12 protein-coding genes, 1 pseudogene and 1 riboswitch are annotated in these 17,137 nt (G+C 37.1%); of the genes and pseudogenes, 8 read left to right on the forward strand and 5 right to left on the reverse strand.

Annotated elements, in window-relative coordinates:
* The first annotated feature begins 70 nt into the window (after nt 1-70).
* A complete protein-coding gene (locus PSR14_RS28065) occupies nt 71-1,429 on the forward strand; it encodes an arsenic transporter (RefSeq protein WP_000021134.1) in 1,359 nt (452 codons plus the stop codon).
* Nucleotides 1,430-1,650: 221 nt separating this feature from the next.
* Here PSR14_RS28065 and thiC read toward each other — a convergent pair whose 3' ends face one another.
* Both thiC and lldP read right to left on the reverse strand, forming a co-directional pair.
* Nucleotides 1,651-3,411 (reverse strand): phosphomethylpyrimidine synthase ThiC, encoded by a 1,761-nt coding sequence (gene thiC, locus PSR14_RS28070; RefSeq protein ID WP_000814470.1) that lies wholly within the window; start codon nt 3,409-3,411, stop codon nt 1,651-1,653.
* Nucleotides 3,412-3,523: 112 nt separating this feature from the next.
* A riboswitch (TPP riboswitch) is annotated at nt 3,524-3,639 on the reverse strand.
* 71 nt (nt 3,640-3,710) lie between these two features.
* Nucleotides 3,711-5,369 carry an L-lactate permease gene (gene lldP, locus PSR14_RS28075; protein ID WP_001099319.1) on the reverse strand — a complete coding sequence of 553 codons (1,659 nt, stop codon included), beginning with the start codon at nt 5,367-5,369 and terminating at the stop codon, nt 3,711-3,713.
* 297 nt (nt 5,370-5,666) lie between these two features.
* Between lldP and PSR14_RS28080 the strand changes: the two genes are divergently transcribed.
* A complete protein-coding gene (locus PSR14_RS28080; protein WP_001014100.1) occupies nt 5,667-5,984 on the forward strand; it encodes a DUF4870 domain-containing protein in 318 nt (105 codons plus the stop codon).
* Nucleotides 5,985-6,047: 63 nt separating this feature from the next.
* Here PSR14_RS28080 and PSR14_RS28085 read toward each other — a convergent pair whose 3' ends face one another.
* Together PSR14_RS28085 and PSR14_RS28090 are read right to left on the reverse strand one after the other, a co-directional pair.
* The gene (locus PSR14_RS28085) at nt 6,048-6,539 is read right to left on the reverse strand and encodes a metal-binding protein (RefSeq protein WP_001139083.1); all 492 of its coding nucleotides are present in this window, start codon (nt 6,537-6,539) and stop codon (nt 6,048-6,050) included.
* A 50-nt stretch (nt 6,540-6,589) separates the two neighbouring features.
* On the reverse strand, nt 6,590-6,955 hold the full coding sequence (locus tag PSR14_RS28090) for a YkvA family protein (RefSeq protein WP_000810368.1): 366 nt from the start codon (nt 6,953-6,955) through the stop codon (nt 6,590-6,592).
* A gap of 547 nt (nt 6,956-7,502) precedes the next feature.
* Between PSR14_RS28090 and PSR14_RS28095 the strand changes: the two genes are divergently transcribed.
* The 6 genes and pseudogenes from PSR14_RS28095 (at nt 7,503) to PSR14_RS28120 (ending at nt 16,631) form a co-directional block, all read left to right on the forward strand.
* Nucleotides 7,503-9,431, forward strand: coding sequence for an LTA synthase family protein (locus tag PSR14_RS28095; protein WP_000665331.1), 1,929 nt, complete (start codon nt 7,503-7,505; stop codon nt 9,429-9,431).
* A 510-nt stretch (nt 9,432-9,941) separates the two neighbouring features.
* A pseudogene (locus PSR14_RS28100) lies at nt 9,942-10,822 on the forward strand (D-amino-acid transaminase).
* Between the two features lie 210 nt (nt 10,823-11,032).
* Nucleotides 11,033-12,772 (forward strand): SH3 domain-containing protein, encoded by a 1,740-nt coding sequence (locus PSR14_RS28105; protein ID WP_000760286.1) that lies wholly within the window; start codon nt 11,033-11,035, stop codon nt 12,770-12,772.
* Nucleotides 12,773-13,117: 345 nt separating this feature from the next.
* Nucleotides 13,118-14,329 carry a NupC/NupG family nucleoside CNT transporter gene (locus PSR14_RS28110; RefSeq protein WP_001051012.1) on the forward strand — a complete coding sequence of 404 codons (1,212 nt, stop codon included), beginning with the start codon at nt 13,118-13,120 and terminating at the stop codon, nt 14,327-14,329.
* 248 nt (nt 14,330-14,577) lie between these two features.
* On the forward strand, nt 14,578-15,333 hold the full coding sequence (locus tag PSR14_RS28115) for a diguanylate cyclase domain-containing protein (protein WP_000654292.1): 756 nt from the start codon (nt 14,578-14,580) through the stop codon (nt 15,331-15,333).
* Complete coding sequence (locus PSR14_RS28120) at nt 15,330-16,631, forward strand: glycosyltransferase (protein WP_000988773.1); 1,302 nt, start codon at nt 15,330-15,332, stop codon at nt 16,629-16,631. Before PSR14_RS28115 ends, PSR14_RS28120 begins: the two co-directional genes overlap by 4 nt.
* Nucleotides 16,632-16,777: 146 nt before the next feature.
* Here PSR14_RS28120 and PSR14_RS28125 read toward each other — a convergent pair whose 3' ends face one another.
* Nucleotides 16,778-16,912 carry a hypothetical protein gene (locus PSR14_RS28125; RefSeq protein WP_000833067.1) on the reverse strand — a complete coding sequence of 45 codons (135 nt, stop codon included), beginning with the start codon at nt 16,910-16,912 and terminating at the stop codon, nt 16,778-16,780.
* Nucleotides 16,913-17,137 lie beyond the last annotated feature (225 nt).

The raw sequence follows: 17,137 nt of genomic DNA on the forward strand, positions 1-17,137 counted from the left end.
AATATACTACCAATACAAACCTTAAGACAAGCTACATTACTTTAAGGAAAAGTAGAAAGGTAGGTAAAATATGAGCATTGAAATATGGATTACTATTATTGTATTCTTCTTAACAATGATTGTTATCTTTTGGCGACCTCGTGGTTTAAATGAGGCGTGGCCGGCAGCAATTGGCGCTGGCATTATCCTGATTACTGGACTTGTATCAAAACCAGACGTCATGGACATTATTAGTAAAATTGGCGGTGCCTCCATAACAATATTAGCGACCATCGTTATGGCGGTTATATTAGAAAGCTTCGGCTTCTTCCACTGGTCCGCAGCGAAACTTGCAAACCTAGCAAAAGGCTCCGGGCGCCGCTTATACTGGTATATTCAATTATTATGTTTTCTTATGACTCTTTTATTTAATAACGACGGTAGTATTTTAATTACAACGCCAATTTTAATTCTTCTCCTAAAAAATCTTCAATTAAAACCGCATCAACAAATCCCTTATTTATTAAGCGGTGCTTTAATCGCTACTGCATCTAGTGCACCAATTGGTGTAAGTAATATCGTAAACTTAATCGCATTAAATATCGTGAATATGACTCTTTATATGCATACTGCTATGATGTTTGTACCTGCAACATTAGGACTATTGTTTATGTCATGGCTTATGTATACGGTTTTGAAGAAAAAACTTCCGAAAAAATTGCCTGTTTCTTCATATGATATTGAAGAAATATTCTTCACGAAAAACTTTCATCCGTTAAAAGGAAAAAATTCAGTTGATACGAAACAAAAACGGACAAGGTTCATGCTAAAAGTATTAGGCTTCGTCTTCCTTATGCGCTGTCTTCTATTCGTTGCATCCTTCTTATCCATCCCAATCGAGATTGTTGCCGTACTCGGTTCACTCGTTCTTCTCATTTGGAGATGGTACTACTTACGAACGAACCCTGTCGATATTTTGAAAAAGACACCGTGGCACATTTTGATTTTTGCTTTCTCTATGTATGTCATTATTTACGGGCTCCACAACGCAGGATTAACAGCAGCGCTTGTCCAATGGCTTGAACCAGTTGTAAGTCAACATCTGCTTTATGCTAGCTTTGCAATGGGTGGACTCGTTTCTCTCCTCTCCAATGTCTTCAATAATCACCCTGCACTTATGATTGGGACCATTACGTTAACAGAAATGGGATTAGATCCAGTCACATTAAAAACTATCTATCTCGCAAATATCATTGGTAGTGACATCGGTTCACTATTATTACCAATCGGTACGCTAGCTTCTCTCATTTGGATGTATATCCTGAAACAAAACAAAATTAAAGTAAAATGGAAAGACTATTTAAGTGTATCCCTTATCGTTATTCCACTCACAACAGTCGTTACATTATTCCTCTTATTCTACTGGGTACATCTCTTCTTCGCCTTATAAAGTGAAACTTTAATCAGCCCTAACTAATCGGGCTTTTACGGGCAGTTGCCCCCCACCTAACTTCTTTGCTTCCGCTGAATTTTGAGGCGGGGGTCTTACTGCCCACAAATAGCGGAATAAACAACAGAAGCCCGCTTTGCTACCGTCTTAGCAAAGCGGGCTTCTTCTATATTTAAGTTAGGTACTACAGTGTGATCAATCAAGTAAAGAGGTGTAACGTGTTATTGGTATAAATGACTACCTGTTTCTTTAAATTCTTTCGCTTTCTCTTTCATTCCTTTTTCAATTGCTTCTGTCGTTTCTAAATCATTTTCTTTTGCATATTCCCGAATATCATGTGAAATTCTCATACTACAAAACTTCGGTCCACACATGGAACAGAAATGAGCCGTTTTCGCACCTTCTGCTGGCAACGTTTCATCGTGATACTCCATCGCGCGTTCAGGATCTAAAGATAAATTAAATTGATCGCGCCAACGGAATTCAAAACGAGCTTTTGAAAGTGCATCATCACGCTGATGAGCCGTTTTGTGCCCTTTCGCCAGATCAGCTGCATGCGCAGCGATTTTGTACGTAATAACACCTTCGCGTACATCATCTTTATTCGGTAAACCTAAATGTTCTTTCGGCGTTACATAACAAAGCATCGCTGTTCCAAACCAGCCAATCATCGCAGCTCCAATTGCGGATGTAATATGGTCATAACCTGGTGCAATATCTGTCGTTAACGGTCCAAGTGTATAGAATGGTGCGCCCTGGCAAATATCAAGCTCTTTCTCCATATTTTCTTTAATTAAATGCATCGGTACATGCCCAGGCCCTTCAATCATAACTTGCACATCATGTTTCCAAGCAATCTTCGTTAATTCACCAAGTGTTTCAAGCTCAGAGAACTGCGCTTCGTCATTTGCATCTGCAATCGAACCTGGACGTAATCCATCTCCAAGAGAGAACGAAACATCATACTGCTTCATAATTTCACAAATCTCTTCAAAATGAGTGTATAGGAAGTTTTCTTTATGATGGTATAAACACCACTGCGCCATAATTGAACCACCGCGCGAAACGATACCTGTCGTACGCTTTGCAGTAATCGGAATGTAACGAAGTAATACGCCAGCGTGAATCGTAAAGTAATCTACGCCTTGCTCCGCTTGCTCAATTAACGTATCACGATACACTTCCCACGTTAAATCTTCTGCAATTCCGTTTACTTTTTCAAGCGCTTGATAGATCGGTACAGTTCCAACTGGTACAGGCGCATTACGAATAATCCACTCACGCGTCGTATGAATGTTTTTACCTGTAGATAAATCCATAATCGTATCTGCACCCCAGCGAGTAGCCCACGTCATCTTCTCTACTTCTTCTGCAATAGAAGAAGATACAGCAGAGTTTCCGATATTTGCATTCACCTTCACGTGGAAATTACGTCCAATAATCATCGGCTCTGCTTCAGGATGGTTAATATTCGCTGGTAAAATAGCGCGACCTTCCGCAATTTCCTTACGAACAAACTCAGGTTCTACCCCTTCACGAATCGCAACATATTCCATCTCAGACGTAATGATGCCATTACGTGCATAATGCATTTGCGTAACATTTGCACCTTGCTTCGCTCTAAGTGGTTTACGATCCATTTGCGGGAAAACAGGTGTATGTTTCGAAGCCACCTTCACACCGTCATCCTCTGGTTTCACTTCGCGCCCTTCGTATGCTTCTACATCATTACGCTCCAGTATCCAAGAGTGGCGTGGCGTTGGAATCCCCTTTTCCAGCTCCACTTTATACGCGGGATCCGTATAAGGACCGCTCGTATCATATACGCGAATTGGCGGATTCGGAACGCCGTTTGTATCGCTTTGTTCAATCTCACGCATCGGCACTTTCATACCTTCTCGTGGTCCATCCACATACACTTTCTTACTTCCTGGTAAACTCGATTTCAATTCAATTTGCTCAGCTGAAACAGACTGTTTCATAACCTTTGTTGCCCCCCTGTACGTGACAAGGACGAGATATGGCCAGCGTATGCCAAAATAAAAAGAGCCAGGTCCATAAAAAAATAAGGACCTGGCTCATAAAGACATCATTATGTAAAGCCGTTAACTTCCCTACGCTGGTACGAGCCAGATCAGGTCCAAAGGGTTAAGAAGTTCACGCGCTTCTCTCTCAGCCTACGCATACGTTAGGCACCCCTAGTTTATCACTGATTTAATTTTCAATACTTTCTCATCATACACGATAATCTGAAAAATGCAAAGTTTATTTCTTTTGTTGTTTATGGAATCATCCACGTTAAATAATATGCCTGTACATACGTCATAATACCAACAATAATTACGAAGAATAAACTATGCTTCACTGTAAACCGGAATAAATCTGATTCTTTTCCAGCAAGTCCAACTGCTGCACAAGCAATGGCAATCGATTGCGGAGAAATCATTTTTCCGGTTACACCGCCCGTTGTATTCGCTGCAACGAGAAGTACTTCAGATACACCGACTTGCTGCGCTGTAATTGCTTGTAAATTTGAAAATAATGCATTCGCTGAAGTATCAGACCCTGTTAAGAATACACCAATCCATCCTAAGAATGGTGAGAAGAACGGGAATAGTCCGCCAGTTCCTGCTAGTGCTAACGCTAGTGTAGAAGATAGCCCAGAATAGTTTGCGATAAATGCAAATCCTAATACGAATCCAATAGATAGAATTGGCATTTTAAGTTCACTTAAAGTTTCTTTAAATGTTACCACTGCATCTTTTACACTCATTTTCAAAATAAACATGGAAATGAGACAAGCAATTAAGATTGCTGTTCCCGTTGCTGATAATACATCAAACTTCAAAATTGCCTCGTAAGGCGTCGCTTTATTTACAATAGGCTCTGCTTTCATTACTAAATTGTGCAAGCCTGGAATTTCAAACTTAAATACAAGGCTTTCTAACGCGCCTCCTGGAGCAAATAATGCTTTAAAGAAACTTTGACTCCAAATGACTACCATAACCGTTAATACGATAAATGGAGACCATGCCTTTACTACTTTTCCTAACGTTAATTTCGGCATCGATGCCGCTGTTGTTGCAGCTACTTCTCTATTTGCTTGCCCTGATTGATAAATTTCTTTTGGTTGCCATACTTTTAAGAACAGCGCTAAACTAACTAAACTTACAAGTGCCGACGTAATATCCGGAAGTTCTGGTCCTAAGAATGTCGCTGTTATGAACTGCGTAATTGCAAATGAGCTACCTGCTACAAGTAAAGCAGGCCACGTTTGTCTTACTCCTTTCAACCCGTCCATTAAAAATACGATAAAGAATGGAACAAATAATGATAAGAACGGTAATTGATGTCCAGCCATTTGTCCAATTTTATGTGGATCAATACCTGTTACTTGTCCAGCAACTGTAATCGGAATACCCATCGCTCCGAACGCTACTGGTGCTGTGTTTGCAATTAAACAAAGACCTGCCGCATATAAAGGATTTAGCCCAAGGCCTGCAAGAAGCGCTGCCGTAATCGCTACTGGTGCACCGAATCCCGCTGCCCCTTCTAAAAATGCTCCGAATGAAAAACCGATTAAAATAACGAGTAAACGATGGTCATTCGTAATGGATAATACAGATGCACGAATCACATCGAATTGACCTGTTTTCACAGATATTTTATATAAAAATACCGACATAATGATAATCCAAGCAATTGGCCATAGTCCGTATAAAAAACCATATCCAGTCGCTGCCATTGCCATCGTGAACGGCATCTTATAAGCGAATAATGCCACTAAAATTGTAAGTACAACTGTAATAAATCCTGCCACATACCCCTTCATGCGGAAAACTGCTAAAGCTAAGAAAAAAAAGATAATCGGAATAAGTGCTACCGCCGCCGAAATCCAAATGTTTCCGAACGGATCATAAACTTGTGTCCATGTGTTCATTGTTCTCTCCCCCTAAAGAATCCCCTTTTAAGTAGAATAACCTCATCAATAGACTATCAGGTCATCATACCTTTAAGTCTAAAAATAAAAAAACGTTTAAGAAAACGTTTTCAATAACTTTCATTTATACTGTACCATAACAATTTCCATTTAAAAAGATTTTTTTGAAAATTTTATTATTTAACAAAAAAATCTTACAAAACCGTCATGTTCTTGTAATGTTCATCGATAGAAAGCTTGCCAAAACTATTGCATAATAATAGTATAACAACGGACATTATTTATGAGGTGATATATATGAATGGAAACAAAATATTAGCAGCTTTATCATACTTTAGTGTATTATTTGCCCCTATCTTATTCCCTATTATTGTGTGGATTGTAGGCGATGCTGAAACGAAACCACATGCAAAACGTGCTCTATGGACACACATTATCCCAAGTATCGCTACATTCATTGGCGTAACTATTTTAGGAATTATGGGTCTTGGATCTGATCAACCGGATGTAACACTGGGCATCGGTACAATGATTGTCTTATGTATTTGCGGAATCATTAGCTTATACTACTTCATTTGGAACATCGTGAAAGGTATTAAAGTACTGAAAGCTTAATTTTAAACAAACGTTTGATTAATAAGAAAAAACCGTCCCAAAATACTTTTTGGGACGGTTTTTTTATCTTCTGCGTTTCTTCTTTTTTCTCATCATTTTCTTACGGCGCGTATTCACTTTATCCGCTATAATGTGAAGCGTGCTTGCCACAACAATTCCCATTACGAACGTTACAATTTCAACCTCATGTTCCTTCGCCATTTCTATTAAATTCCCGTCAAGCGCGATTACATTTAATAGGAATAAAAACGGAGAAAACACAATTAACATGTATGCAATACGAATCACATCACCAAGTATAATTGTGTGTGTAAAGAAGGAGCGATGCGGCATCACCTTCTTATACGGATACCAAAATATACGCAGGAATCCCCATTTATTATACGCATTACTATACGTATCTAAATCCGGTGTTAAAAATGTAGTACCTACTAAAAAGCCAATTGCAAAAGTTAATAAAAAATCAAAATTTGTTAGTCCATACGAAAAGAGCATAAACAAAACAACCGGAAGGGATATTAAGTTTATTTTCGTATGCGTTCTTCCTGACGGCATAATGCACTTCCTCGCTTACGTTCGCCCTGTCACCATGTGACAGTTCTCACCTATTGATCTAATTTTTGATCGATAAAGGATGTGTCTATATCCGAACCAAACCATTCTGTCAACTTCACTCGTGCCTTATCTTTCACATCATCATTAACGTATAACGACGCTTGTAATAGCGCAGCCATTAACGCCCCTAAATCATCCGTATAACCAATTCCAGCAACGAAATCTGGAATCGCATCAATCGGTGCAATAAAATAAGCAAGTGCTCCAATTACAATAATTTTCACTCGCTTTGGAACATCTGGTTTCTGCAAAACGTAAAACAATAATAAACTTGCATAAATGACCGACTGCCCTGCTTGCTTTGCGACATGTTTTACTTTCTTCCAAAATGCTTCAACTGAAAATTTTTGTTTCATGTAAAAGCCTCCCTATTTTTTTAAAAGAAATAAGCTACAATATGTTTTCAGTAAAAGTTCATCAAAATTACACATAATCTATCAATGAACTTTCATTGTAACAAACAAACCAAAAAAGAACAAGTGTTCGTTAATTTTTACATACTTCCCTTCATATAATAGGTTTCTAGATAACCACTTACCCATTGTCATTTCTTATTTCTCAACAAAGAAAATTTTCACTTTCACTTAACATTCTGCTCTACCTTTGTTATATTTTCTAGTTGACGGACATATAAACGAATGTTAAAGTTTTCTCTGGTAGTGACAAATCTCATACAAAAAATGTAAAATGTTATAGTGTTTCTCAGAAATGAATTTTGTTGTATAATACAGAAATGACGTTATGCTTATGAGTAACACAAGAAACTAAAAGGGTATGCATAGTTATAGTCGTATATGGGTGAATATAGAACCTCTAATTATGGCCAAGAAAACTATGTATTTTTTATTTTAGCATTTTTCGCTCCAAAATCGACCAAGCCTGATAGAGAAAGGGTGGAAATGAATGAAAGAAACCTTGAAATCACAATTTCAAAATGTGCGTTTCACTGCATTCGTAGCTTTAGCCTTATGGTTGAAGACATATCTTATTACACGCACAAGCTTTGATTTAAAACTTGAATCTTTCATGCAAGAATTCATTTTATTCCTTAGCCCATTAGCAGCATCATTACTGCTTGTTGGTCTTGCATTATTTGCAAAAGGGAAAAAACGTAACTATATAGCACTTGGAATTAATTTTGTCTTAACAATCGTTCTTGTTGGTAACGTAATGTTCTACGGATTCTACAATGACTTCGTTACTTTACCAGTACTAGGACAAACATCTAACTTCGGAAGTTTAGGTTCTAGTGTAAAAGAATTGTTTAACTACAAAATTATCCTCGCATTTGCTGATATTATCGTATTCTTCATTTTATTGAAGAAGATGAAGAATTTTGCACCGACAGAACGTGTAGCACGCCCAATGCGTTCCCTATACTTCGTGTCAACAATTGCTATTTTCTTCGCAAACTTAGGATTGGCAGAAGCTGAGCGTCCAGAACTATTAACACGTTCATTCGACCGCGTTATGCTTGTTAAAAACTTAGGTTTATATGTACACCAAGTATATGATCTTGGCTTACAAGCAAAATCAAGTTCACAAAAAGCATTTGCTGACGGTAGTAAGTTACAGGAAACAGAGAACTACGTAAAAACAACGCAAAGCAAACCAGATCCAAATATGTTTGGTACTGCAAAAGGGAAGAACGTAATCGTTGTCTCTCTTGAGTCATTACAAACATTCTTAATCGGTGCAACAGTTAACGGACAAGAAGTTACACCATTCTTAAACCAATTTACGAAAGAAAGTTATTACTTTGATAACTTCTTCCATCAAACTGGGCAAGGAAAAACATCTGATGCTGAATTCTTAGTAGATACTTCAATGTATCCACTAGACCGTGGTGCTGTATTCTTCACACACGGTAACAACGAATACACAGCAACTCCAGAAATTTTACGTCAGCAAGGATACTACACTGCAGTATTCCACGCAAACAACGCAACATTCTGGAACCGTAACATTATGTATCCGGCACTTGGTTATGATCGTTACTACAACGAGCTTGACTATAAGATTACGCCAGAAACGAAATTAAACTGGGGATTAAAAGATATCGAGTACTTTGATCAATCTATCGATATGTTAAAACAAGTGAAGCAACCGTTCTATACTCGCTTCCTTACTTTAACAAACCATTACCCATTCACTTATGATGACAATACAAAATTAATTGATGAATACAATTCTGGTGATGGCGTATTTGACCGTTACATGGTAACAGCTCGCTACTTAGATGAAGCAATGAAACACTTTATTGAACGTCTAAAAGCAGAAGGTATTTACGACAACTCAGTTATCGTATTCTACGGTGACCACTACGGTATTTCTGAAAACCATAACCGTGCAATGGCACAGTTCTTAGGAAAAGAAGAAATTACTGCGTTTGACCATATGAACTTACAAAAAACACCAATGTTTATTCACGTTCCAGGTCAAAAAGAAGGTAAAACAATTTCAAAACCAACTGGTGAAATTGACATTAAACCAACTATTCTAAACTTACTTGGTGTAGATTCTACGAATGACGTTCGATTCGGTCATGACGTATTCTCACCTGACAATAAAGGATTCGTTGTTCTTCGTGATGGTAGCTTCGTTACAGATAAGTACATGTACACGAACAGTACATTCTACGACCGTGCTACTGGCGAAGTTGTACAACTACCAAAAGAAGAATCTCAACCACTTATTGATCGTGCCCAAAATGAATTGAGCATGTCTGACAAAATCATTGAGGGTGACTTACTTCGCTTCTCTGAAAGCAACAAGATCAAAACTGGTGAAGTAAAGACAGCTATTAAAGAAGAAAAGAAGAGCGCTGAGTAATCTCAGCCTCTTTTTTTATATTCCTCCATACAATTACTTATATTCATTAACTTTAACATTACATAACCTTTACCAAATATTCATATAAAATTAATGAAGTATCTCTATAATAAAATATGTAAACGAGGTTCTATATATTTCTTATCTCTCATCTGTAATAAGATCCCTTAAAGAAATATGTGAATCGTTTATTTCTACTTTCTTATAATTGTCTTTCAATATGTTTTGTTTCCATACACAAAACATTCAATAAGACGATGTCCCTATGAAAGATAGCTACCCTCCTTGTGCAGCATTCCATAAGAATGTTGCTTTTTTTTATTTAAAAGCAGGATTCTTATTTCTTATTTTCGAATTTGTATATACGAAATGCTGTAAATCACTACCACTTCTCTACCATTTACAAATACATATACGTCATATGTAAAGAATTACTCACATAAAAATTACTGTAGTGATTTTTATTCCAAATGAATGAAAACTTCACTTTACTTATGCACTTACGAAAGGATGGGACGAAAATTGGCATATGAAAGATTTGTACTTTGGAATGATGCAGTTATTGATACAACGAAACAAAAAACGTACATAGACCTTGAGGAAAGAGGCTTGCAGTTTGGGGATGGTGTCTACGAGGTTATTCGTCTATATAAAGGGAACTTTCACTTATTAGATCCGCATATCACAAGATTATATCGCTCCATGGAAGAAATAGAATTAACACTCCCTTTCTCAAAAGCGGAACTGATTACCCTACTTTATAAACTAATCGAAAATAATAATTTCCACGAAGATGGAACGATTTATTTGCAAGTATCTCGTGGTGTACAAGCTCGTACCCATACGTTCTCATATGACGTCCCTCCAACAATCTATGCCTATATTACAAAGAAAGACCAGCGTTATGGATTGAATATGGTGTACGTGCCATATCAGAACCGGATACGCGCTGGCTACGCTGTGATATTAAATCATTAAACTTATTACCGAATATATTAGCTACTACGAAAGCGGAACGAAAAGGTTGTAAAGAGGCCCTTTTCGTACGAAATGGTACTGTAACTGAGGGCAGCCACTCTAACTTCTTTCTCATTAAAAACGGAACTCTTTACACACATCCAGCTAATCACCTTATTTTAAATGGCATTATTCGTCAATATGTTCTTTCTTTAGCGAAAACCCTTCGTATTCCAGTACAAGAAGAGCTTTTCAGCGTTCGTGATGTTTATCAAGCGGATGAATGCTTTTTTACAGGAACGACGATTGAAATTTTGCCGATGACTCATCTTGATGGAACCGCAATCCGAGATGGTCAAGTTGGCCCTATCACGAAAATGCTGCAACGATCATTTTCTCAGAGTTTGTTACAATCCAATATGTCATCTTCTTAAACACGAATAATTTCTATCCTTTCTACATTCAATATATGTATTTAAATGGAAATCAAGGTATAGATTTATGCCTTGATTTTTTCTTGTAATCTTTTTGTCATATTCAGATTCCCGCATAAGTCTTGACAGTAATCGACATGCTCTTTAGAATTTTTAACAGTTGGTAAATATTTCTTCACTACATTACAGACAGAAAGGAATCGACAAATTATGAAAAAATACCTTGCCGGTCTTGCGGCAGTGTCTGTAGCAGGAGGAGCAGCACCTACACTTGATAGTGTTCAAGCTGCCCCTGAACAAAATACACAAAAAGCTGCTACAACTGTCCAAGCTTCTGCATCAAACAGCTCATCTTATAAGGTTAACGCTGACGTATTACATGTTCGTGCAGGATCAAGTACTTCTCACGACATCATCTCGCGCGTTTATAACGGTCAATCACTAAACGTGATTGGCGAAGAAAATGGTTGGTACAAAATTAACATGAATGGACAAACAGGCTTTGTTAGTGGTGAATTTGTATCAAAAAATGGTGCAAGCAATTCCAATGTAAGTACAACAGGTGGAAAGAATAAAGTTACTGCTGATGTATTACGTGTACGTACCGCTCCTAACACTTCTAGTTCTGTTTCAGGACGTGTATATGAAGGACAAACATTAAACGTAATTGGTCAAGAAAATGGTTGGGTAAAAATCAACCATAATGGACAAGTAGGTTATGTAAGTGGTGAATTTGTATCTGGCGTTTCTGCTAATACAGGTTCTTCAAACAACAATACGAATAATAACAACCAAGAATCTGTAAAACCAGCAAGCGGAAACTATACAGTAAATGTATCTTCCCTTCGTGTTCGTACAGGTCCTAGCACTTCTCACACAACTGTAGGTTCTGTTACAAAAGGACAAGTAGTACAAGTTGTTGGCGAAGTTCAAGATTGGTTCAAAATCAATTATGCAGGCCAAACAGCTTACGTAAGCAAAGACTACGTAACAAAAGGCGGTTCTAGCGATAACGCTACACAAGGAAACAACCAAAATAATAACCAAAACAATAATGTAACTGTTCAAACTGGTGGTACTTACGTTGTTAACGCAACATCTCTACGCGTTCGCACAGGCCCTGCTACTTACCATAGCGTAATTGGTGGCGTATTAAATGGTACGACATTAAACGTAATTGGCTCTGAAGGTAGCTGGTTTAAAGTTAACTATCAAGGAAAAACAGGCTACGTTAGTAGCGAATTCATGAAATTCGTTAAAGGTGGCACTACTACTCCTGAGCAACCAAAACAACCTGAACAACCTAATCAAGGTGCAATTGGTGACTACTACATTAATGCTTCTGCCTTAAATGTACGTAGTGGTGAAGGTACAAATTATAGAATCATAGGCGCACTTCCACAAGGACAGAAGGTTCAAGTAATCTCTGAAAACTCTGGATGGAGCAAAATTAACTACAACGGTCAAACTGGTTATATCGGAACACGTTACCTTTCTAAAACACCAGTTGGCGGCGCAGTAGATAATAAGCCTAACAACAATCAAAATAACAATCAAAACAATAACAACAATACAGGTAATAATAGCGGCAACAGTTCTTCTATACTTGCATATGCAAAAGGAATGCAAGGCGTACCATACGTTTGGGGCGGAACTTCTGCTAACGGTGTGGACTGCAGTGGCTACATCTACCACGTATTTAAGAAATTTGGTCATAACATTAGCCGTCAAAGTGTTGCGGGATATTGGGGTAGCCTACCACAAACTTCAAATCCACAACCAGGCGACTTAATTTATTTCCAAAACACTTATAAATCGGGTCCTTCTCACATGGGTATTTACCTTGGGGGCGGATCATTTATCCAAGCCGGAGATAAAGGTGTAGCAATCGCTTCATTAAGCAATTCTTATTGGAGTAAGCACTTCTTAGGTTATACGAAAGCACCTTAAGTTATATTTTTAGAGCCTTCTAGATTACTAGAAGGCTCTTTTTAATGTGTATAACCTATTTCCCTAAAAAAATAATGTATCTATTTTCCTATTTCATACACTATATTCTACAATAATGATCCATAACGTTATCATAATGTATATTTTCACATAAAAAACATAACCTATTTCATGTCTAATCATTTTATATGTGTTTTTTTGAAGAATTTTCTTTTTATTTAAACTTTTCGTTAGACGTTTGACCTCTGATGTCCATTATGATAAGTTACTTAAGATGTTATATTTGCAGAAGTATAGACAACTGTTTTATACATTTTTTTACTATGAGGAAGGAGCATACACTGCATGAATCTTTTATGGGGAATTGGCGGCGTGATTGGAGTATTAGCAATCGCTTTCTTACTATCTTCCAACCGCAAAGCTATTAATTGGCGCACAATTTTAATCGCGCTAGCATTACAAATGTCATTTTCATTTATCGTATTACGATGGGATGCCGGAAAAGCAGGTTTAAAACACGCTGCAGATGGCGTTCAAGGATTAATTAATTTTTCTTACGAGGGAATTAAGTTCGTTGCTGGGGATTTAGTCAACGCAAAAGGACCTTGGGGATTTATCTTCGTTATTCAAGCACTACTTCCAATCGTATTTATTAGTTCATTAGTAGCAATCTTATATCATTTCGGTATTATGCAGAAATTTGTTAGTATCATTGGTGGCGGGTTAAGTAAACTTCTTGGAACTTCTAAAGCAGAAAGTTTAAACTCAGTAACAACTGTATTTTTAGGACAAACTGAAGCTCCAATCTTAATCAAACCTTACTTAGCACGTTTAACAAATAGTGAATTCTTCGCTATTATGGTAAGCGGTATGACAGCTGTTGCTGGATCAGTTCTTGTCGGCTATGCAGCAATGGGTATTCCGTTAGAACACTTGTTAGCAGCAGCAATTATGGCAGCTCCATCAAGTCTATTAATTGCAAAACTAATTATGCCAGAAACAGAAAAAGTAGATAATAACGTTGAACTTTCTACAGAGCGTGAAGATGCAAACGTTATTGATGCAGCAGCACGTGGTGCATCAGAAGGTATGCAACTTGTTATTAACGTAGCAGCAATGTTAATGGCTTTCATCGCATTAATCGCTTTATTAAATGGCCTATTAGGATGGATTGGCTCTTGGTTCGATATTAAACTTAGCCTTGATTTAATCTTCGGTTACTTACTATCACCATTTGCAATTTTAATCGGGGTTTCTCCTGGTGAAGCCGTACAAGCAGCAAGCTTTATCGGTCAAAAACTTGCAATCAACGAATTCGTTGCATACGCAAACTTAGGACCACATATGGCAGAGTTCTCTGCAAAAACAAATCTAATTTTAACATTCGCAATCTGTGGATTCGCAAACTTCTCTTCTATCGCAATTCAATTAGGTGTAACAGGAACATTAGCTCCTACTCGCCGTAAACAAATTGCACAATTAGGGATTAAAGCAGTTATCGCTGGTACACTAGCTAACTTCTTAAACGCAGCAGTTGCAGGTATGATGTTCCTATAAAATAAAACAAGTCCCCTCTTTCTAAAGAGGGGACTTGCTTTATTTTCTCAGTATATATTAAATACTTTATGCTGAAATATAAAAACATTATGATACAATAATTATCAAGTCTGTTTATTTTTTCTTACAAAAGAGGGATACTACTTTTTGTTGCCTCTCAAAAAGAATATAGTCATCCGGTCTATTTCTTAATAATTGCGCATACTACAAGTATCCTTGTATGAATTATCTTTAAGGAGGAAAGTTTTGTGAAAGATAACTTCTATAAAGTCCTCTCTATGTGGATTTTACAAATTTTATTTTATTTTACAACTGTACATGTAACGCAATATGAGCATGCTCTCATTTTTACAATTATATATGTAATTGTTAATGTACTATTTCTATTTTTGCCTGATAAAACTGCATTTGTTTTCTTCATATTAGGAACCATTATTTCGGTATTCTACCTGTTCTACCAAGCATGGCTTTACTTATGGAGTACATCAGAACAATGGGAATACATTATTACTCACTTCCTAATGGCAGCAAATTTCTTCATTGTATATATCTCCACTCATCTATTAAAGAAGGTTATTCATGAAAATAAAGAATTAACCGAACGTGTGAGAACGTTAGAACAATACATCGGAGAATCGAAATTATTAACAAGACAAGAATTTGAGAGACGACAAGCATTATTAATCAATGCAATGAATCGTCGTAATGAAACAGGCGTTATGATTTATTTTGATTTCACTTCCTTTAGTAAATATACGAAGGAAAGTGTTATGGACCGTGTAGCTTCCTTATTAGTTGAAACGGTAAGAGCTGACTTTGACCTTGCTGCTAAATATGATAATAATACGCTCGTTATTTTATTACAAAATACAAATGAAGCCGGTGCTGACATTGTAATGAACCGCCTAAAGCCAAAAATGGAGCAATGGCTTGCTGCTGAAGCGATCCAAGATATAAAAATTTCACGCGAGCAAATTGGGAACAAAGGACAGACGTTATTATGATGACACTCGTTATACTTCTTTTATTCCTCCTGTTTTGCGTACTTGTTTTTTGGATTAGCATCACATTTTCGATTAAGTATGTACTTATTTTTACAGCCTTTCTATTCTCTGGCTTACTCGTTTACTATTCTTTCTTAACACTCGCAGGTTTAGTTCACCGAAGTAGGAAACGAAAAGATCGTACGCTAGAACATTACCCAAGCGTCGATATTTTAATACCAGCTCACAATGAAGGCGTCGTGATTAAAGATACTTTAGAGGCGATGGCAAAGATTGAATATCCAGGCAAACTAACTGTTTATTTATTAAACGATAACTCGCAAGATGAGACACCTGAAATTGGTGACGATTTTGACAAAGCTTATGCTCATATTCGTCACATTCGCGTTCCCCCTGGTGAACCAAAAGGAAAATCACGTGTATTAAACTATGGCCTTAGTATTTCAGATGGTGAATACTTCTGTGTTTATGATGCAGATAACCAGCCTGAACCACATGCATTGCGAATGCTTGTAGAACACGCTGAAACAACCGAGGATGCTGTTGGAGCTGTTGGGCATGTTCGTACTGTAAATGAAAAAAGAAACTGGCTAACACGAATGATTTCGTTAGAATTTCAAATCTTCCAGCTCCTTATGCAATCCGGACGCTGGTTACTATTCCAAACAGGTTCACTAACAGGAACAAACATGCTTCTTCGTCGCGCTGCATTAGAAGAGCTTGGCGGCTATGACCCTTATGCAATTGCTGAAGATGCTGAATTAACATTACGAATTACACAAAAAGGTTATCTCCTGCCAATCGTTCCAGAGTCAATTACATGGGAACAAGAACCTGAGCATTTAAAAATCCTTATTAAGCAGCGTACACGTTGGCTCCAAGGGAACTTGTACATTTTAGAAAAAATGTTTTCTTCATTAAGTTTCTTTAAAGGAAAACTGCTCGTCCATTCTTTACAACAAGTTTTAGTATATGTTGTATTTTGGTTATTCTTAATCATTTCGAACGTTTGGTTTGTAATTGGGTTACTCGGGATATTCCAAATTCAATATAGCATTCCGCTACTATTCATGTGGTATGTCGCATACGTTACATATGTTTCTCAATTATTTAGTGCCCAGAGTGTGGAACGAACCTTTACACCAACTAATATTTTTATTAGTGTGATCATGTACTTTACGTACGCACAGCTCTTTACGTACTTATTCATTCGTAGCTTAATTTTATACTTACGTGCAAAGAGCAAGAAACAAGTCATTGGCTGGGATAAAACTGTTCGATTCAAAAAAGATAAATAATAAAAATAAGCACAGAGCGCCGTATGCTCTGTGCTTATTTATTGCCGTATAAAATATATATCAGACAATACCCCTTAGCTGAAAGTAATTTCACGTCCATCCCCCAACGAACGATCGACCTTCATTTATATACGAAAAAGTGATTGCTATTTTTGTAGAACCAATTGCTTCTCTTGTTGCTCTTTACGCGTTTCAGTCTTAGGTTCCGTGCTTTCTTGGACACTACGATGTGCCACACGTTTCAAACAAATATGCTTCCACTTTCTTTCGTAACGTTTCATTATTCTAGATGTCCCCCTTGAATACGCTTTAAAACTATTTGAAATCGCTTACAGGAAATAATATAGCACATATATATAAACGTGACAACACATTTCCGACAATTTTTTGTCAAAAATACGAATAGAATTTGCAAAACATCGAACATTGTCGAAATATATCGATTTTCATTCGTATAAAAGGCATACTACTAATATAGTATGCCTTTTATTTCCCTTACTTGCAGT

The sequence above is a fragment of the Bacillus sp. A01H genome (assembly GCF_045277205.1).
In the GTDB taxonomy this organism is placed as follows: domain Bacteria; phylum Bacillota; class Bacilli; order Bacillales; family Bacillaceae_G; genus Bacillus_A; species Bacillus_A paranthracis.